The organism is Virgibacillus dakarensis, assembly GCF_900155625.1.
In the GTDB taxonomy this organism is placed as follows: domain Bacteria; phylum Bacillota; class Bacilli; order Bacillales; family Amphibacillaceae; genus Lentibacillus_C; species Lentibacillus_C populi.
Window position 1 is genome coordinate 976,247 of record NZ_LT732554.1, and the last position, 19,220, is coordinate 995,466.

The 19,220-nt window shown below is 39.0% G+C and carries 17 protein-coding genes, 1 tRNA gene and 1 pseudogene; 18 read left to right on the forward strand and 1 reads right to left on the reverse strand.

The genetic code is table 11. The annotated features are described in order from the left end of the window. Positions 1-17: 17 nt before the first annotated feature. Positions 18-647, reverse strand: a complete 630-nt coding sequence (locus CZ382_RS14490) for a YdhK family protein (RefSeq protein ID WP_088053479.1) — start codon at positions 645-647, stop codon at positions 18-20. Positions 648-993: 346 nt separating this feature from the next. On the opposite strand from CZ382_RS14490, the gene CZ382_RS24265 reads away from it, so the two are divergent. From CZ382_RS24265 to CZ382_RS14580, 18 genes and pseudogenes are all read left to right on the forward strand, one after another. Continuing rightward, positions 994-1,155 carry a four-helix bundle copper-binding protein gene (locus CZ382_RS24265; RefSeq protein ID WP_235000501.1) on the forward strand — a complete coding sequence of 54 codons (162 nt, stop codon included), beginning with the start codon at positions 994-996 and terminating at the stop codon, positions 1,153-1,155. A 112-nt stretch (positions 1,156-1,267) separates the two neighbouring features. Continuing rightward, positions 1,268-2,707, forward strand: coding sequence for an MATE family efflux transporter (locus tag CZ382_RS14500; RefSeq protein ID WP_088051906.1), 1,440 nt, complete (start codon positions 1,268-1,270; stop codon positions 2,705-2,707). Positions 2,708-3,297: 590 nt separating this feature from the next. Beyond that, a complete protein-coding gene (locus tag CZ382_RS14505) occupies positions 3,298-3,600 on the forward strand; it encodes a metal-sensing transcriptional repressor (RefSeq protein ID WP_088051907.1) in 303 nt (100 codons plus the stop codon). Positions 3,601-3,613: 13 nt separating this feature from the next. Further along, a complete protein-coding gene (locus CZ382_RS14510; protein WP_088051908.1) occupies positions 3,614-5,998 on the forward strand; it encodes a heavy metal translocating P-type ATPase in 2,385 nt (794 codons plus the stop codon). 35 nt (positions 5,999-6,033) lie between these two features. Beyond that, complete coding sequence (gene copZ / locus CZ382_RS14515) at positions 6,034-6,237, forward strand: copper chaperone CopZ (RefSeq protein ID WP_088051909.1); 204 nt, start codon at positions 6,034-6,036, stop codon at positions 6,235-6,237. A 114-nt stretch (positions 6,238-6,351) separates the two neighbouring features. Beyond that, entirely contained in the window at positions 6,352-7,881 is a 1,530-nt protein-coding gene (locus CZ382_RS14520; protein WP_088051910.1) for a multicopper oxidase family protein, read from the forward strand. A 512-nt stretch (positions 7,882-8,393) separates the two neighbouring features. Further along, positions 8,394-9,011: pseudogene (locus tag CZ382_RS14525) on the forward strand (HAD-IC family P-type ATPase); the annotation flags it as partial. A 193-nt stretch (positions 9,012-9,204) separates the two neighbouring features. After that, complete coding sequence (locus CZ382_RS14530) at positions 9,205-9,630, forward strand: OsmC family protein (RefSeq protein ID WP_200809533.1); 426 nt, start codon at positions 9,205-9,207, stop codon at positions 9,628-9,630. A 1,174-nt stretch (positions 9,631-10,804) separates the two neighbouring features. Beyond that, on the forward strand, positions 10,805-12,238 hold the full coding sequence (locus CZ382_RS14535; protein WP_088051911.1) for an MATE family efflux transporter: 1,434 nt from the start codon (positions 10,805-10,807) through the stop codon (positions 12,236-12,238). Between the two features lie 301 nt (positions 12,239-12,539). Then, a complete protein-coding gene (gene trxB, locus CZ382_RS14540) occupies positions 12,540-13,463 on the forward strand; it encodes a thioredoxin-disulfide reductase (protein ID WP_088051912.1) in 924 nt (307 codons plus the stop codon). A 40-nt stretch (positions 13,464-13,503) separates the two neighbouring features. Continuing rightward, on the forward strand, positions 13,504-13,815 hold the full coding sequence (locus tag CZ382_RS14545) for a thioredoxin family protein (protein WP_088051913.1): 312 nt from the start codon (positions 13,504-13,506) through the stop codon (positions 13,813-13,815). Between the two features lie 163 nt (positions 13,816-13,978). After that, positions 13,979-14,052: transfer RNA gene (locus tag CZ382_RS14550), tRNA-Cys, on the forward strand. Between the two features lie 141 nt (positions 14,053-14,193). Then, complete coding sequence (locus tag CZ382_RS14555) at positions 14,194-14,667, forward strand: CopY/TcrY family copper transport repressor (protein ID WP_088051914.1); 474 nt, start codon at positions 14,194-14,196, stop codon at positions 14,665-14,667. A 39-nt stretch (positions 14,668-14,706) separates the two neighbouring features. Continuing rightward, complete coding sequence (copZ, locus tag CZ382_RS14560; protein WP_088051915.1) at positions 14,707-14,922, forward strand: copper chaperone CopZ; 216 nt, start codon at positions 14,707-14,709, stop codon at positions 14,920-14,922. Between the two features lie 18 nt (positions 14,923-14,940). Then, entirely contained in the window at positions 14,941-17,388 is a 2,448-nt protein-coding gene (locus tag CZ382_RS14565; RefSeq protein WP_088051916.1) for a heavy metal translocating P-type ATPase, read from the forward strand. Positions 17,389-17,403: 15 nt separating this feature from the next. Then, on the forward strand, positions 17,404-17,685 hold the full coding sequence (locus CZ382_RS14570; RefSeq protein ID WP_088051917.1) for a glutaredoxin family protein: 282 nt from the start codon (positions 17,404-17,406) through the stop codon (positions 17,683-17,685). A gap of 201 nt (positions 17,686-17,886) precedes the next feature. Then, positions 17,887-18,138, forward strand: a complete 252-nt coding sequence (locus tag CZ382_RS14575; protein WP_088051918.1) for a copper ion binding protein — start codon at positions 17,887-17,889, stop codon at positions 18,136-18,138. 339 nt (positions 18,139-18,477) lie between these two features. Beyond that, positions 18,478-19,152 (forward strand): hypothetical protein, encoded by a 675-nt coding sequence (locus tag CZ382_RS14580; RefSeq protein WP_088051919.1) that lies wholly within the window; start codon positions 18,478-18,480, stop codon positions 19,150-19,152. The last annotated feature ends 68 nt before the right edge of the window (positions 19,153-19,220 follow it).

Sequence of the window (19,220 nt, forward strand, 5' to 3'; positions counted from 1 at the left end):
TACCTTTATTTAAATCCTTATTCAACGGGAGATAACTCATTCTCTGTTACCCATTTGTGATTGGTAACCTTCTCTCCACCAGTGGTAGGCATATAATCAACCATGTACACTGTTGTTTCCTTAGCGGAGTCTATTGTAGCTGTTACACCTTCCATACCCTTCATGTGCGAAGCTTGAATGGTGACCTCCGTGCCTGATTCCAATGGTTTGTCACCCTTAGCTTCCTTTATTTCCTCCTGAATGACCCATTTATGATTTGTTACTCGTTCTCCGCCCGTTGTCGGGGTATAGGAAATAGTGTAGGCAATCGTGTCATAGGCACCAACAATCGTTGCTTCAGCACCTTTCATTCCTTTCATGTGATCCGACTGGATAATCGCTTTACTTCCAACCTCAAATTTTGGATTTTCCGCTTTTTCTAATCCTTCGGGAACCTCACCTGATCCGGAATGATTCATGTCCATGTCTTCATCCATTTCTTCGTCACCCATTTCATCTTCATTCATTTGTTCTTCTGAATTTGATTGGGAATCCGAATTTTTGTTATCATTTGGCGCTGTATCATCATTGTCGCCTCCACACGCCGCAAGGAGAAACATTGCCACTAGCAAAACCATTCCTATTATTATTTTTTTTGAATTTAGCATCATACTGGTTTTCCTCCTTTTATGTCTCTTTGATATATCTTTCCAACAAATGTGCAGATTGTATGCAGATTCTATGACAATTTTATGGTTGTCACTTTATCGGGTATAACGGCCAAAGCAATGTACAAACTGTTATGGAAAATGATAGAAAGGAGGTTGAGAAATGGGTGTTTTATCAACGTCACCAACAAACATGGATGCTTGTATTGAGTCATGCCTGAAATGTCTACGCGCATGTGAGGAATGTTTGACGGCTTGTTTACAGGAACCTGATGTACAAGCAAGGGTGAAATGTATTCAAACCTTAAATGATTGTGCTGATAGTTGCAATCTGACCGTGAAATACATGTCACGCAATAGTGCCTCTTCAGCTGAACTATGCGGTGTTTGTGCCAATCTATGTGAGCAATGTGCGACACATTGTGAACAATTGAAGGACACACATTGTCAGGAATGTGCTGCAATTTGCCGTCAGTGTGCGGAGGAATGTCGTAAAATGGCAGGGTAATGTAGTTTTGGGAGTATCTGGGGTGCAGGAAGGACTAGGTATATCCTGCACCTCTTTTGTCTTTAATTAGCTGATTGATGAATTTTAGAAAGGATGGAAATAAGAATTTATTATGACCACGCATATGGAAGATGACAAAATTAAACTGGCTGACACAGATGGTAAGAAAATGAAAATAATTTTGTTGTTAGCATTTCCCGCAGTGATTGAGAATCTTTTTCAGACAATTTTAGGATTTGTTGATACATATTTTGTATCAAAATTAGGGTTGGTTGAGGTTTCTGCTGTTGGTGTAACGAATGCTGTATTAGCCATTTATTTCGCGTTATTTATGGCCCTAGGTGTAGCAGCAAATGTATACATAGCCAATTTTTTAGGTGCCAATAAGGTGGAAAAAGCCAGACATATTGCCCAGCAATCAATTGTTTTAGCCGGTATATTTGGAATTGTTACCGGCATTATAACACTGTTTTTTGCTGAGCAACTATTGCAACTAATGGGAATCGAAGCAAATGTGTTAGCGGCTGGCACCATGTATTTCAGAATTGTTGCTATTCCTTCTATTTTTATGTCGCTCATGTTTGTAGCAAGTGCAGTCTTACGCGGGGCAGGTGATACGAAATCCCCAATGAAAATGAGCATTATCGTAAACATTATAAATGGTGTACTGGACTACCTTTTCATATTTGGATTCTGGATTATACCAGAGATGGGTATTGCAGGAGCAGCAATTGCCACAGTAATTGCCCGCATGATCGGTGCGACAGGTTTGTTATTATACATTCAACGATCCAAACTGATTAAGTTTAAAAAGGAATACTGGAGTCTCGACAAAATGCATATTAGAGAGTTATTTGTTCTTGGCTCTCCAGCAGCGGGTGAAAGATTAATTATGAGAGCTGGACAAATTGTATACTTTGGCTTTGTTGTTGCATTGGGAACAAATATCTTCGCGGCACATCAAATAGCCGGTAATATTGAAGTGTTTTCCTATATGATTGGATATGGTTTTTCTACTGCAGCAACCATTTTGGTAGGTCAGCAAATAGGGGCGGGAGACCGAAAAACGGCCGGGAGGTATGCAAAACTCTCTGCATTACTTGCTGTTGGCTTTATGTCCTTGTTTGGTCTGTTACTGTTTTTCTTTGGGGAAAGGGCAGGAGGATTCTTTTCCGAAAATCATCAGGTAACAGAAAATATTGGAACAGCATTAAAAGTTTCGGGAGTATTTCAGCCTTTCTTGGCGGTTGTGTTAACGCTAACCGGAGCCTTTCAAGGAGCCAATAATACAAAATTCCCAATGTATTTGACCGGCATTGGAATGTGGGCTATACGTACACTATTTGTCTATGTTTTGGGTATACAACTTGGTTGGGGATTGTTAGGAGTCTGGATAACGATTGGCTTGGACATTAGCTTTAAAGCGATCGTGCTTATTGTGCTGCGAGATAAATGGATTGTTGAAAAGGTCGAACCCGAAGAAGATCCGCAGTCTGAATGTCATCCGCAAACATCAAAAGAAAATATGTCTTCCTGTGTGAACAATTATTAGGGGTAAGGTAATTTTAAAACCCTGGACCAAGCGATATTATCAGGTGAAGGTATCCTAAATCGTAAAAGGGCCCACAGGACTAAACATTAACCTGAATACCTTTTATTAAAAAGAACCTTGAATGCTTCATACTTTATGATGCGATTTAAGGGTCATGATGATAAAAACCTTTTCTTGTAAATACATAACAGGGGTATGGTAAATTAGAAATGGATTAAAAATTAGGGGGTATTTAACAATAACGGAAAAATTTTAACTAAATTGGAAGATGAAAACGGAACTCCACCTGAACTTGCCATACAACATGAAAAAGGAAGCGCATTTCATCATCTTCTAAAGAAACGGGAAATAGAATCGTACCAGCACTTGTATTTTCACATTCATCCCTTTTAGGGTTGGTGAAAAAATCAAAAGCATGATCTTGGTTACCGGGTTGTTTTATAACTAATTTATAGATTATTGTTGTTGTAACAAATTAAGTCTGTGCTTTCAGTTTAGATCGCCAAGATATTTTACAAAGGATGAAGTTTTCTGTTGACATATACTATTCAGGGGTATAGTATGATAATAAAGAAAAGGAAGTGATTCATTTGGATAAATTTTTACGTGATCACCCAAGTAAACCAAGAACACAAGATGAAATAGAAAAAATCACTAACCGTTTAAAACGTATAGAAGGTCAAGTCCGCGGAATACAGAAAATGGTGGAAGATGATCGATATTGTGTCGATATTTTAGTACAAATCAGCGCCATTCAATCCGCATTAAAGAATGTAGGTTTCGCTGTTACAGAACGGCATATTAACCATTGTGTCAGTGATGCGATCAGGCAAGGTGAAGGGAAAGAAACGATTGAGGAATTAATGAGTGTACTGAAGCAATTTTCCAAGTAGGGGAGGAACTATTGTGAGTGAAACAAATCATGCAACACTTGGAATAACAGGAATGACCTGTGCCGCTTGTTCCAGTCGTATTGAAAAAACGTTAAATAAAATGGAGGGTGTGGAAGCACAAGTTAATTTGACGACAGAAAAGGCAACGGTAGACTATGATTCAGAAAAAACTTCCATAGAAGATATTACGAAGAAAATTGAAAATGTAGGCTACGGTGTTTTAATGGAAAAAGCAGAATTAGATGTTTTTGGAATGACCTGTGCTGCATGTTCATCCCGTATTGAAAAGGTATTGAATAAGCAAGAAGGGGTTCAATTTGCAACTGTAAACTTAACAACGGAAACTGCATCTATCGAATATAACCCTGGACTAGTAGATATGAAAGGTATCATTGAGAAAATTAAAAATGTGGGTTATGATGCGAAACCGAAAGCGGAAGCGGCGGAAAAGCAAACACATAAAGAAAAAGAATTACAACACAAGCTGACAAAGTTAATCATTTCAGCTATGCTATCCGCACCGCTCTTATTAACCATGCTCGTTCATTTAGTTGGTATGAGTGTACCGGATATATTCATGAATCCGTGGTTCCAATTTGCTTTAGCAACACCTGTTCAATTTATCATCGGATGGCAATTTTATGTTGGTGCCTATAAGAACCTTCGCAATGGTGGAGCGAACATGGATGTGCTTGTTGCATTAGGTACGAGTGCTGCTTATTTCTATAGTTTATACGAAGCAATAAAGACCATCGGTAATCCTGAATATATGCCGCATTTATACTTTGAAACAAGTGCTGTATTAATCACATTGATTTTATTTGGTAAGTATTTGGAGGCAAGAGCAAAAAGCCAGACAACGAATGCACTATCCTCATTGCTTAATTTGCAAGCAAAAGAAGCTCGCGTTATCAGAAATGGCAAGGAAAGCATGATTCCGATGGAGGAAGTTGTTGTTGGTGATCGATTAGTTGTAAAACCAGGGGAGAAAATACCTGTAGATGGTAGGCTTGTCAAGGGGAAAACATCTGTTGATGAATCGATGATTACAGGTGAATCCATTCCAATTGAAAAGGACATAGACGCTAGCTTAATCGGCTCGACGATAAACAAAAACGGTTCTATTGAAATGGAAGCGACAAAAGTAGGGAAAGATACTGCCCTTGCAGCGATTGTTAAAGTCGTGGAAGAAGCACAAGGATCGAAAGCGCCAATTCAACGTTTAGCGGATGTCATTTCTGGCTATTTCGTACCGATCGTTGTAGGGATTGCCATTCTAACGTTTCTCGTTTGGATAGCATTTGTTCAGCCTGGTCAATTTGAGCCTGCGTTAGTTGCAGCAATTGCTGTACTTGTTATTGCATGTCCATGTGCGCTAGGCCTTGCAACACCAACTTCTATCATGGTAGGAACAGGAAGAGCTGCTGAAAGTGGAATCTTGTTTAAAGGTGGAGAACACCTAGAAAGAACGCATCAGTTAAATGCCATTGTTCTTGATAAAACAGGAACCATCACAAAAGGAAAACCGGAAGTGACGGATTTTACTGGTGATGAAGAAGCATTACAATTATTGGCTAGTGCAGAAAAAGGATCGGAACATCCACTTGCAGAAGCGATTGTGGCATACGCAACAGAGCATGATATTCATTTTGCAGATGTAGATGAATTTAACGCAATACCTGGTCATGGTATTGAAGTTAAAATTTCTGGAAAACAGGTTCTTGTTGGAAATCGAAAATTAATGCAAGAACACCAAGTTGATGTTGGGGCTGCAGAACATGAAATGATTGATTACGAAGTTGCAGGAAAAACAGCAATGTTGATTGCCATTGATGGAAAGTACCGCGGAATTGTCGCGGCTGCAGATACCATGAAAGAAACTGCACCACAAGCAATTAAAGAATTACAAGAACAAGGCTTAGAAGTGATCATGTTAACAGGAGATAATGAAAGAACAGCGCAAGCTATTGCCAAACAGGTAGGAATTGACCAAGTGATTGCGCAAGTGTTACCTGAAGAAAAAGCAGATAAAGTCAAAGAAATTCAAGCACAAGGTAAAAAGGTAGCAATGGTAGGTGACGGTGTGAATGATGCACCTGCATTGGTTACTGCGGATATTGGAATTGCCATTGGAACTGGTACAGAGGTTGCAATTGAAGCAGCTGACCTTACCATTCTTGGCGGAGAGCTATTGCTCATACCGAAAGCAATCAAAATTAGCCATGCCACGATTAAAAATATCCGTCAAAACCTCTTCTGGGCATTCGGCTACAATACAGCAGGAATACCGGTTGCGGCAATCGGATTACTGGCACCATGGGTTGCTGGTGCGGCGATGGCACTAAGTTCCGTCAGTGTTGTTTCTAACTCCCTTCGCTTAAAGAGAGTTAAGATATAATTTTTTTCTACAACTTAAAAGGAGGTGAAAATGTCATGGAGAAAACGTTAAATGTACAAGGTATGTCATGTGGTCATTGCAAAATGTCAGTTGAAGGTGCATTAAATAAATTAGATGGTGTATCTGCAGCAGAAGTTAACTTAGAAGCTGGCAAAGTCGATGTTACTTTTGATGAATCAAAAGTAAATGTTGATGCCATGAAAGAAGCTATCGAAGAACAAGGCTATGATGTTGCCTAAATATACGAATGAAAAGCTGGTTTTCCTTTTAGGGATCAGCTTTTCATTTTTAAAGGAATAACAGCTAGGTGTGAAAGCAGAAAACAGAAATTCACTTAATGGGAGTTAGGGTTTATGAAAAGAAAAATATTATTAATCGGTTTAATCTTTTTATTGTCGGCACTTGTTTTATCGGCTTGTGCAGGGAATGATGAAACAACATCTGGAGCAAACGCAGATACGGAAGAGTCAAGTAAAAATATGAACAAGAATGAAGAAAAGTCTGATTCCATGGAGGGTATGGAAGGCATGGAGGGGCATATGAGTCATGATGAAGTAGTAAGTTTAAATGACTCAACAGGGGAAAATGAATTGAAAATGCCTCCCGTGCTTGAAAGTGATAGTGAGGAAGAAGTTGTATACACTGTTCGAGCACAAAAAGGAGAGACTGAAATATTCGATGGTGTTAAAACCAAAACGTATGGATACAACGGATCGTTTTTAGGACCAGTGCTTCGTTTTGAAAAAGGTGAAACAGTAAAAATTAGAACGATAAATGAGCTGGATGAAGAAACAACTTTTCATTGGCACGGGCTGGAAGTACCGGGTAAAGTAGATGGTGGACCACATAGTATTATAGAACCGGGAGAAGAAAAGTTAATCGAATTTGAAGTGACGCAAGAGGCGTCAACGCTATGGTTCCATCCTCATCCAGATGGAAAAACGTCCGAACAGGTATACAATGGACTTGCGGGATTGATTTATATCGAAGATGAAAATTCAAAGCGTCTCGGATTACCCGATGAGTATGGAGTGAATGATATTCCTTTGATATTTCAAGATAAAACATTTGATGATAAGAAACAATTGAATTACAGTGCTGCAAGGAATGAGGATGGAACAATCGGTGATACGTCATTGATTAATGGGACGTTAAATCCGAAATTGACTGTAAATAAAGAAAAGGTTCGTCTTCGCCTATTAAATGGGTCCAATGCAAGGAATTACACATTTAAATTGAATACGGGGGATTCCTTTGTGCAAGTTGCAACGGATGGTGGTTTCTTAAATGAACCGGTAAAATTAGATGAAATTACCCTGACACCATCTGAACGGGCTGAAATAGTTATCGATTTTTCACAGCTTAACACAGAAGATGAGTTGGCGTTAATCAATGAGGAGGATGGATCCATCCTATTACCATTTGAGGTCTCTGATCAAAATGGAGAGGACAGCAGCATTCCCGAAGAGATGAATGATTTTTCAATTACAGAAGAAGAGAAGAACCTGCCAGTTACAAAGAAGGTGGAACTATATGGGATGATGGATAAAGTAACAATAAATGGAAAGAAATTTGATCCGGAAAGAATTGATTTCACGCAGGAGCAAGGGGAAACAGAAGTATGGGAAATTTACAATAAACCAGATGAGATGGGGGGAATGATCCATCCATTCCACATTCATGGAGCCCAATATAAAATACTTTCCAGGGACGGAGAAAAACCACCAGAAAATGAACGGGGATGGCAAGATACTATTTCCGTAAAACCAGATGAGACAGTTAAAGTAGCTGTACAATTTGATCATAAGGGCGTGTATATGTTCCATTGCCATATTCTTGAACATGAAGACAACGGCATGATGGGGCAGATAAAAGTCGAATAAACTACAATCCGAAAGTATTTGGCGGTCCATATAACGCTGAACATGTAAAAAAGAATTATTAAAATAGCCAGTGTGATTAGTGAGATTCACATTGGCTTTTTTAATATTTGCAATTAAAATCATATAAATAAGGGTATTGGACATCGACTCTCCCTAACGTCAAAAATGTTTGGATGGCATCTTCCATTAATAGTAATTTATTTTTTGTACAACGGCTGCTAATTATTTTTTGGAATTTTGGAATCATTATTGTGGCTGTGGATTTGAAATAAAGTCATACCGTTTGTAAAAAAGATGTACCGTTTAAAATAAAGTTATACCGTTTATAAAAAAGTTGCACCGTTTTACCCCTTTGAATATGATTATCTAAAGGGGTGTTTTTGTGTCGAAAAGAAAAAGAACATCTAAAGTTGATAAGTGGATTAAAGAAGGTCGAGGAACTGGAACCGGTGTTAACTATCAGCCGTGGTTAAAGATTCAAGATGTTTCCTCATTAGGTAGATCTATAAGACATGTCGGAGGAAGGAAAAACAGTGGTGTTCGTCTTATTGGATGATGAACTAGCCGGCATGATTGCCTTAGCAGACATCGTAAGAGAAACAGCGAAGGAAGCCATTTCCCAACTGAAGGAAAAGGGCATCCATTCCATTATGCTCACTGGCGACAACAAGAAAGTTGCGAACTGGGTGGCAAAGCAACTGGATATTGATGAGGTTTACGCAGAAGTATTACCCGATGAAAAATCAGATCAAGTGAAGAAAATCATGAAAGATAAGGGATGGAAAGTCGCCATGACTGGCGATGGAATCAATGATGCCCCAGCGCTCGCGATCGCCGATTTAGGAATTGCAATTGGTGCGGGTACCGACGTAGCAATGGAAACAGCTGATGTGGTTCTTGTAAAAAGTAACCCGAAAGATGTTGTTTCCTTAATTGACTTATCAAAGAAGACTTATCGGAAAATGGTTCAGAATCTGTGGTGGGCAGCAGGATACAACATCTTTGCTATTCCGCTTGCAGCAGGTGTTTTAGCTCCAATTGGCATCGTATTAAGCCCAGCTGTTGGTGCAGTGTTAATGAGTTTAAGTACGATTGTTGTCGCAATCAACGCGAAGTTGTTGAAAGCATGAAGAAGGAGGAACGGTTCATAAAATGGATAAACAGCTCTAAGAAACAAGAATCGTTTCCTGGCCTCTGTTTCTTGACAGAAAGATATAAGACTCATTTTTACTTTATAGGAAAGAAAGAAAAATAACTTATTCGATGGAATAAAGTGTTCTACTATAACAAAAACAAGGATGAATAAAAAGGAGTTAGATACACGTGGAATTTCCGGTGAAGTGGGATGGAAAAATGACGTTTTCCAGTGTGACACCTTCAGGACATAACATGAAAATGGATGCAGCTGAGACGGTAGGTGGAGAAAATGGTGGGGCGAGGCCAACAGAAGTCTTACTGAATGCTGTGGCTGGGTGTACGGGAATGGATATTATCTCCATCCTGCGAAAAATGCGTTTCCTGCCTAACAAATTCGAAATGCATGTGAAAGGTTGGAACGCTGAAGATCACCCTAAACGATTTACGACGATTCACATTCATTATGCACTGGAAGGGGCATTGCAGGAAGATAAGGTGGCCCGGGCTATTCAATTGTCAAAAGATAAATATTGCTCTGTTGCCCATTCTTTGAGTGCAGAAATAACAGTTGGTTATTCAATTAACGGTGTTGAGGGAAAAAAATATATTTAATACGATTGAATTTAATTCTGCTGGTTTTCGATTGCTACGTAATTGGATTGTTGGCATTATGAGGAAGCGTTACGATGTTCTAAGTGTGGTATCGCATCAACAATAAACAGGAAGAAAATGATCAATTCTCAAATAATGAATCCATTTTGATCAAATAACTTTTTCAATACAGATTTACGGTAAAGTGCGTGTTTACGATGATTTTGTGTAACCTTTAATTTAAAGAAAGCTTTGCGGATAGAGTGGTGGTTTTTGTTGTATCAGAAGAGCTAATCCCGGGATCACAAGAAAATGTAAATAAAAATCCCGCATCTGTGTATTTAGTGATCAGTTTTGCTGTTATAATGATTTTTGGACTCACCCTTTCGGTACGCTGTCCTTGCTCTCTATAAATATCAACTATTACAAACGCTTGGTAATAAAAAACCGGGCGTTTTTTGTATTTAATTTTTGTTCAGTGACATCTTTCTAGAGAAAAACTAATAATGAAAATGTATTTATAGATAAAAAAATCATTTTTTTCAAGATAAGAATCATGAATTATGAAAAATGGACTTGACAAACCAGATTACAAATGCAAACTAAAAACAATTACATTTGTAGACACTGAAAGGAGTGAGAACATGAACACTGAAATAAATTACAAAAATTACGGATGGCCTCTTGAGACCTGTACCCCAGGAGACTAAGGTCGTTTAATAGTAGTTAAAGCATAAAAGTGTTCAGTGGGGAAAGAATATTGGAATGAAAATTTAAATTAAATATTTTAATTTTGTATCTGCAAATTAAAAAAGGTAAGGTATCAATACCATAATTTAAACCAAATATTAGGTGAAATTGAATAAACCAAAGATTTTGACGCATCAAATAACGGGACGGGGGGTGCCGGAACCTAGGGCACTAGGTCATGTCGTTATTATTGAAAGAATTTTAAACTTGGAGAGCAGGTAAATATTTATCCTTTTGTTATCCAAGTGAATCAAATGAATTTTGTGAAGCTATATCTACGGAAAAATCCTTTAATTCAAGTTTCGTGGGTAGTGTTTCTAATCGAAATATACCTAACAAATTTAGTGTTTAATGGGGAATATTTCTTGTTGCTACAAGCATCCGATGTGGGGGTGACCACGCTTCGCTTGGATTTCACATTTCTTTATACGAGGGAGGTTAAAGGATGAAGCATACACATGGGGATATTAATATGCCACAAACAAATAAAGAGCGTCTGAAAATCATTATGGTGCTGGCAATTCCAGCGGTCATCGAGAACTTTTTTCAGACATTTGTCGGCTTTGTTGATACGTACTTTGTGTCAAAAATCGGTCTTGTTGAAGTATCTGCAGTTGGAGTGACCAATGCGGTATTAGCCATATATTTTGCTTTATTTATGGCGATTGGGGTAGCAGCCAATGTTAGGATCGCAAACTTTCTTGGTGCAAAACAACCAGAGAAAGCAAGGCATATATCGCAGCAATCTATTGTGCTTGCTGCGGTATTTGGCATTTTAATGGGCATACTTACATTGATTTTTGCTGAACCACTACTAAAATTAATGGGGATAGATGCTGAAGTTCTTGAGGCGGGGTCACTTTATTTCAGGATCGTAGGGATCCCGTCGATTCTAATGAGTTTCATGTTTGTGTTAAGTGCTATCTTACGTGGGGCAGGGGATACTAAAACACCAATGAAGATCAGTATTGTAATCAATATTGTCAATGCGGTTTTAGATTACGTCCTTATTTTCGGATTTTTATTCATACCTGAAATGGGTATAGTAGGGGCAGCACTAGCAACGGTCATCGCACGATTGATTGGTAGCATTGCATTATTCTACTATGTTAACCGGGTTAAGATACTCTCCTTCCGAAAGGATTACTGGAGTATAGACAAGACTCATTTGATGGAACTTGTGACGCTTGGTTCCCCGGCTGCTGGTGAAAGGCTGATTATGCGTGCTGGGCAGATTGTCTACTTCGGTTTTGTCGTTGCCCTAGGAACTAATGCCTTTGCAGCCCACCAAATTGCTGGTAATGTTGAGATATTTTCTTATATGATTGGATATGGTTTTGCCACAGCCGCGACCATATTGGTTGGCCAGCAAATCGGTGCAGGTAATGTCAAGGAGGCCAAGCATTATGCAAAATTATCGACTTATATCACGGTCGGCGCGATGACTATTCTTGGTGCCACACTTTTCTTTCTTGGGGATTGGGCCGGCAGCTTTTTTACAGAAGACCAGCAGGTTATTGGAGATATAGGCATCGCATTGAAAATCTCAGGTATCTTCCAGCCGTTCCTTGCAGTTCTGTTAGTGCTGACGGGTGCATTTCAAGGGGCAAACAATACGAAATTCCCTATGTATCTCACTGGTTTCGGGATGTGGGCTGTAAGGACTGTATTAGTTTACCTCCTTGGAATTAAACTTGGCTGGGGTCTAGCGGGAGTTTGGATAGCGATTGGGGCTGACATCGCATTTCGTGCGATGGTGCTGACAATCCAATTCCGGCGTGGAAAATGGATAGCCCTTGAAAAAGCGCCAGAGCCTGAATCACATTGCGATCCACAAACGACAAAGGAAAACATGTCGTGCTGCGCAAACAATTATTAGCCACAAGCATACAGTTTCATGGCTGTAAGCTCGTTTTGGTCTAATGGAAGATATTTTAAGATGAAATATAAAAAAATACTTGACAACAATTGTTTACGGATGTAAACTATGGGTGTAAATGATTACATTTGTAAACAATTAAAGAGGTGAAGTCATATGTATTCTCTCAAGCAGCCCATTTATGGTCGGACTTCTGCGGAAGAAAGATATAACTTCCCATTATAAAGGGAGCCTATACTGGTTGCTACAGATTCAACAACAGCAAAAACAGTAAAAGTAAAACATGTTTGGAGGGTTGACAATGTATAAAGTTGTCGTTTTAGGAACAGGTCCAGCAGGATTGACATCAGCCATTTATTTGGCCAGGGCCAACCTGGAGCCACTTGTTCTCGAAGGTCCTGAATCAGGGGGGCAATTATCATTAACAACAGAGGTGGAAAACTTTCCGGGGTTTTCGGATCCCATCATGGGCCCCGAACTAATAGAAACGATGCGTAGTCAGGCAAAACGTTTTGGAGTCCAATTCGAAAGGGGTTTGGTGAAAAGAGTGGACTTTTCCAAGCGCCCATTTCAACTAAATGTCGATAGTCTTGGTGAAATCCTTGCCGAATCTGTGATCATTTCTACAGGTGCTTCTGCCAGAATGTTGCAGATCCCCGGTGAAAGAGAAAATCTCGGTCGTGGTGTCAGCACATGCGCAACCTGTGATGGATTCTTTTTCCGGGATAAAAAGGTGATTGTTATCGGTGGAGGAGACTCCGCAATGGAAGAGTCGACTTTTCTTACGAAATTTGCAAGTGAAGTTAGAGTAGTTCATAGAAGAAACGAACTTCGTGCTTCTAAAATCATGCAAGAACGTGCGAAAGGAAACCAAAAAATTTCCTGGAGTTTCAATTATACACCCGTCGAAATTGTGTCAGACGGTAAAAAAGTAACTGGCCTTAAGGTAAGAAATAATGATACGGGAGAAAAGGAGATTCTGGAGGCGGATGGGATATTCCTGGCTATTGGGCACATTCCGAATACGGAGTTTCTCCAAGGTGTAATAGATATTGATAAGGATGGTTATATCACAGTTGAGCCAGGAACAACGAATACGAATATACCTGGTGTCTTTGCTGCGGGTGATGTTCAGGATAGGAAATACCGGCAAGCAGTAACAGCCGCAGGAACTGGTAGCATGGCAGCAATAGATGCTGAAAAATTTATTGAAGCAAACAAATAAATAAGTTATTAAAAATTGAACTGATTGGGAGGGGTAAAAGATGTTAAAGGAATTGAAATCAAGCGAGTTTGAGACATTGGTCAAGGAGGAAGGCAAGCCGGTTGTGTTGAAGTTCACTGCCGGCTGGTGCCGAGGATGCCAGCAACTGGCTCCAGTTGTCGAAGATGTTGCAGAGAAAATGGTAGATGTCGTATTTTATGATATTGATGTTGATAATTCCGCGGAATTTGCACAGCAATACGGTATCATGAGTATTCCTACTTTAATTCTCCTTAAAAAAGGAGAAGAAGTTTCCAGGCTTACGGCACCTGAACCAACTGAGGATACAGTTATATCATTTGCTAAACAATAAACCAGAAATGGCAATCTGATCAAAAGGATTTGTGCAAGAATGAAAACAGATTAGTCGATTCCATTTAAAAGAGTCGACTAATCCGTTGATATCTGTATCTATATAACACAATGTTAAACAAGTCAGTTTTAATGGATAAAGTGTTTCTAACAACAAAATATACGGCGATATAGCCAAGTGGTAAGGCAAAGGTCTGCAAAACCTTTATCACCGGTTCGAATCCGGTTATCGCCTCCATTATTTATGCTAATATGGAAGAATTACCAATATATGATGGTTATAACAATAATGAAAAAGGGCTTGACAAATTTGGATTACAAATGTAAACTCAGGTTAAACAAGTCAATTACATTTGTAAACAAAGGAGGTGTGAGATCCATGAATACTGAAATAGACAATAAAATTACCGATTCCGAATGGGAAATTATGCGTGTGATTTGGGCACAAGATAATGCTACTAGTAAAGAAGTTATAGAAGTGTTGCAACAAAAGATGGATTGGAAACCAGCGACTACTAAAACCTTTATTGGAAGGCTTGTAAAAAAGGGGATGCTCCATACCGAATCAGAAGGAAATAGGTATATTTATTCCGCCAATATAAATGAAAGTGAGTTTATCAAAAGTACCCTTAATGATACTTTTGAAAATATATGTAATAAAGAAGTAGGTAACACAATAGTGGACCTAATTTCAAAGGCAACGTTAAGTTTTAAGGATATAGAAAAAATGGAAAAGGCACTCAAAATGAAGAAAAAAGATGCTGTTGAAGAAGTCCCTTGCACTTGTGTTCCTGGACAGTGTAATTGTAATAACCATTATATCCATCAAGACACCTGTTCAACTGAACACTGAAATATCAGGCGGATCAAATGATGAAAAGGAGCGCGAATCATGATTAAAACAACCTTAAAAATAACAGGAATGAGCTGTGCTCATTGTGTTAAAAAAATTGAAACAGCGTTACTAGGTCTTCAAGGCGTGGAAAAGGCAAAGGTCAATTTGAAAAAAGAGATCGCCAAAGTCAAATATGATGAATCGATTCAAAAGTTAGAAAACTTAACGGCAGCTGTAAAGGAAGCTGGCTATGAGGCCAAACCGGTTCATTAGAAAAGGAGATGAAATTAATTGGCTACAAAAACATTAAATATAGAAGGTATGACTTGTGCATCATGTGTCCAGACGGTTGAAAAGGCAACCAGAAAATTGTCCGGTGTACAAGAGGCTAATGTAAACCTAGCTACCGAAAAATTGAATATCAGTTTTGATGAGAACGCAATATCTGTACCAGAGATTCAGGCTGCTGTAGATAAAGCTGGATATAAGGCTTTGACAGATACCCAGCAGAAAACATTTGCGATCACGGGTATGACTTGTGCATCGTGTGTGCAAACCATCGAAAAAGCAACAAGGAAATTGGATGGTGTCATGGAATCGAATGTAAATCTGGCTACGGAAAAGTTGGCAGTCCAGTATGATCCAACAGTCGTTTCTGTGTCAGATATTACCCAGGCAGTATCAAATGCGGGATATGAGGCACATGAAGACGCGGAAGCAAACGATTCCGCGGATAAAAAACAAAAGAACATTAAATCCATGTGGACACGTTTCCTGGGTTCAGCAATTTTCACTATTCCCTTACTCTATATTTCGATGGGACACCTAGTTGGCATGCCACTGCCGGGGATACTTGATCCAGGGGTAAACCCTGAATGGTTTTCACTCGTGCAACTCATTTTAACGTTACCAGTTATCTTTTATGGCTGGAAATTTTACGCGGTTGGATATAAGACGTTGTTTAAGGGGCATCCCAACATGGACTCTTTAGTTGCCTTGGGAACCAGTGCCGCGTTCGTCTACAGTGTGGGCGCAACAATCGCGATTTGGTTTGGCTATTCCAGTTATGCAGAAAATCTGTATTATGAGGCTGCAGTGGTAATCCTTACCCTTATTACATTGGGCAAATATCTTGAAGTGCGTTCCATGGGCAAAACATCAGAAGCCATTGAAAAATTAATGGGATTGGCTCCCAAGAAAGCCATTGTTATAAGAGATGGAAAGGAAACAGAAATTTCCGTTGAGGAAGTAGTTGTAGGTGATACCATTATCGTTAAGCCTGGTGAAAAAATACCGGTTGATGGTACTGTAATAGAAGGGAAAACAGCTGTTGATGAATCCATGTTGACAGGGGAAAGTATTCCAGTAGAAAAGAATGCAGGTGCGAATGTTATAGGTGCAAGTATCAATAAGAATGGTACGATCCAATATCAAGCAACCAAAGTAGGGAAAGATACGGCCTTATCCCAAATCATTAAATTGGTGGAAGATGCACAAGGATCAAAGGCACCAATTGCCAAAATGGCTGATATAATTTCCGGATATTTTGTACCGATTGTTATAGGAATTGCCATTATTTCCGGATTGGCATGGTATTTTGGCGGCCAGACCGGACTCTTCGCCTTAACAATCACCATTTCCGTTTTAGTTATTGCTTGCCCATGTGCCCTTGGCCTGGCAACTCCGACCGCGATTATGGTTGGTACTGGCAAGGGGGCAGAAAATGGCGTATTGATTAAGAGCGGTGGAGCACTCGAAACAACCCATAAGGTGCAAACAATTGTATTTGACAAAACAGGTACGATTACAGTGGGCAAACCTAAAGTTACGGATATTTTCACAGAAAATGGGGTCTCCAAAACAGAACTGTTACAATTAACAGCCTCGGCTGAAAAAGGTTCTGAGCACCCGTTAGGTGAAGCAATTGTTAATGAAGCAGAAGATAAAGGACTAGACCTGATAAAGTTGGAAAACTTCGATGCTATTGCTGGACATGGAATTAAAGTAACCATAGATGGCAAAACATTGTTGGCAGGCAACAGAAAATTAATGGATGATCGTAACATTTCTTTAAATAAATTGGCAAGCACATCGGATGAGTTGGCTAATCAAGGGAAAACGCCTATGTACATTGCCATTAATAACAAAATTGCCGGTATTATTGCGGTTGCCGATACCGTCAAGAAAAACAGTCTAAAAGCAATTGAAAAACTTCACGGCATGGGAATTGAAGTAGCGATGATCACAGGAGACAATAAAGGTACAGCGGAGGCCATCGCCAAGCAAGTCGGAATTGACCGTGTATTAAGTGAAGTATTACCGGAAGACAAGGCAAATGAAGTGAAAAAACTGCAGGCGGAAGGCAAGAAAGTGGCCATGGTTGGAGATGGTATCAACGATGCACCGGCACTTGCACAAGCAGACATAGGAATAGCCATTGGTTCGGGTACGGATGTTGCCATGGAATCTGCAGACATTGTATTAATGAGAAGTGATTTAATGGATGTTCCGACAGCTGTAGAATTAAGCAAGTCTACAATTCGAAACATCAAACAAAACTTATTCTGGGCATTTGCCTATAACGTAATGGGCATACCGTTTGCCATGGGAATTCTCTACCTTCTTGGCGGACCATTATTAAATCCAATGGTTGCCGGGGCTGCAATGAGCTTAAGTTCTGTTTCCGTATTAGTAAATGCTTTACGTTTAAAACGATTTAAACCATCAGTTGTCAGGTAAAGGAGAGAAGTTAAAATGGAAGATAAACTGGAACTTGAATTATATACAAGGCCAACATGTTCCGATTGCCAGGATGCCAAAAAATATCTTGCCTCCAACAGTTTCCATTATGCCGATAAAGATGTAGGCAAAAATCCTGCGTTGGAACAAGATTTAAAGAAGATATCTGGCACCCGAATCGTTCCAATGTTTGCCTTTTATAAAAAAGGATTATTTGGCAAAAGGAAGCTAGTCAAACATTTTATTGGTTTTGAAAATAATAAGGATGAAATAATAAGTATGTTAAAAAGTAAATAAAGGAAATCGGTATTTCTTTTCAACTTAAATGATAATCAACTTATCCCCCAAAAAGAAATGGAATCGACTTTAAGGAGGTGGTATGAAAAGGATGGCAAAGAGCTCTATGTCAAATAATAGATAGCTTTTTTAAACAAACCACGGTACCTTACGGGGGTAAGGGATACTAGTTGAAAAACAAAAATTTGAGGAGGAATTTATATGCAACAAGTAACACTTAATGTACAAGGAATGTCATGTGGATCTTGCGTGAATAAAGTTGAAGGAAATGTAGGCAAACTAGATGGAGTCGAATCTGCAAAGGTCCATCTTTCTGAAGGAAAAGTAGGTGTAACTTTTAATGAGAGTACAATTGATTTAGAAGAAATTAAAGGTGCTATTAAAGATACAGGATACGAGGTTATAGAGGAACCTACTGAAGGAGAAGGCAGCAAGTGCTCATGCTGCGGTTAACTAGTAAAAGATCGTGCTGATTTTTAGCACGGTCTTTTACCTAAATTAAGAAAGCATTTTAACAGGGTATTCACAGGGATATTTGGTAATTATAGTGGCAGAATCTTCACTTCCCTCTACAATGGGTACCAGATCGTGTATTATTAGATTCAATTAATGTAAAGCTAGTGATAATACATATACCAAATGCTAAGAACTAAACCTGCTGCATCAATAATCTTAACAGGAGGGACTTTAAACCCCTTAGCGGTTATTGAAAGTGTATAATTAATCATTCTTTTAGAGAAAAATTAGGGCATAATTAAAATGTAACTTCAGAATTTAAAGGAGGAAAAAACAGTGGATTATAGTAAACATAACCATCATAATGGGCACCATGCCAAATCAGCGGTTAAAACTAGTGTGTCTTACGACAATGGAAAAATTTTAATAAAGGTGGAAGATAATATTGGAACCCCGCCTGTCCTTGCTGCACAACACGAAAAAGAAATGCATTTTATCATTGTCTCTAATGATTTAGAGAAATACTATCACTTGCATCCTACGAAGGAACAACCAGGATTTTATGTAGCAAACAAGGATCTGAGTGAGGGCACCTATCAAGCATTTGTTGATATAGAACCGGAAAATAAGGCGTACCAGGTTACACCAAACACTTTACAGGTTGGTACAAATGAAACAAGTAAGACAAATCTTGAAGGAATGGACAATTGGACGAAAGAGCGTGATGGGAAGACAGTCACTTTAGGTGATGTGGATGCGACGGTGGGGGAGGAGGTTCAATTGGTCTTTGACACGCATGGAGAAAAATTGAATCTACATTTAGGTGCCTTAGGTCATGTTGTGATTATTGATGAAGATGTTGAACAGTATATTCATGTCCACCCAGCCGCAGACGATATAACTACTTTTATTGCGCATTTTACAGATCCTGGTATGTACAAAGTATGGGCTGAATTTAAGTTTGGTGATAACGTACACGTCTATCCTTTTATTATAGAAGTGAAAGAATAAGATTATTATTATAAACTAAAGTAAATAAGGTTAAAAATGGAAAAACCTCACTTAAGTCTACACTAGAC

What these genes read in the sequence shown, in the direction of transcription:
- CZ382_RS14555 (WP_088051914.1), top strand. Translation starts at nt 14,194, where the DNA reads ATGAATACTGAAATAGACAATAAAATTACCGATTCCGAATGGGAAATT.
- CZ382_RS14545 (WP_088051913.1), top strand. Translation starts at nt 13,504, where the DNA reads ATGTTAAAGGAATTGAAATCAAGCGAGTTTGAGACATTGGTCAAGGAG.
- CZ382_RS14500 (WP_088051906.1), top strand. Translation starts at nt 1,268, where the DNA reads ATGACCACGCATATGGAAGATGACAAAATTAAACTGGCTGACACAGAT.
- CZ382_RS14490 (WP_088053479.1), bottom strand. Translation starts at nt 647, where the DNA reads ATGCTAAATTCAAAAAAAATAATAATAGGAATGGTTTTGCTAGTGGCA.
- trxB (WP_088051912.1), top strand. Translation starts at nt 12,540, where the DNA reads ATGTATAAAGTTGTCGTTTTAGGAACAGGTCCAGCAGGATTGACATCA.
- CZ382_RS14575 (WP_088051918.1), top strand. Translation starts at nt 17,887, where the DNA reads ATGCAACAAGTAACACTTAATGTACAAGGAATGTCATGTGGATCTTGC.
- copZ (WP_088051909.1), top strand. Translation starts at nt 6,034, where the DNA reads ATGGAGAAAACGTTAAATGTACAAGGTATGTCATGTGGTCATTGCAAA.
- CZ382_RS24265 (WP_235000501.1), top strand. Translation starts at nt 994, where the DNA reads ATGTCACGCAATAGTGCCTCTTCAGCTGAACTATGCGGTGTTTGTGCC.
- copZ (WP_088051915.1), top strand. Translation starts at nt 14,707, where the DNA reads ATGATTAAAACAACCTTAAAAATAACAGGAATGAGCTGTGCTCATTGT.
- CZ382_RS14520 (WP_088051910.1), top strand. Translation starts at nt 6,352, where the DNA reads ATGAAAAGAAAAATATTATTAATCGGTTTAATCTTTTTATTGTCGGCA.
- CZ382_RS14570 (WP_088051917.1), top strand. Translation starts at nt 17,404, where the DNA reads ATGGAAGATAAACTGGAACTTGAATTATATACAAGGCCAACATGTTCC.
- CZ382_RS14535 (WP_088051911.1), top strand. Translation starts at nt 10,805, where the DNA reads ATGAAGCATACACATGGGGATATTAATATGCCACAAACAAATAAAGAG.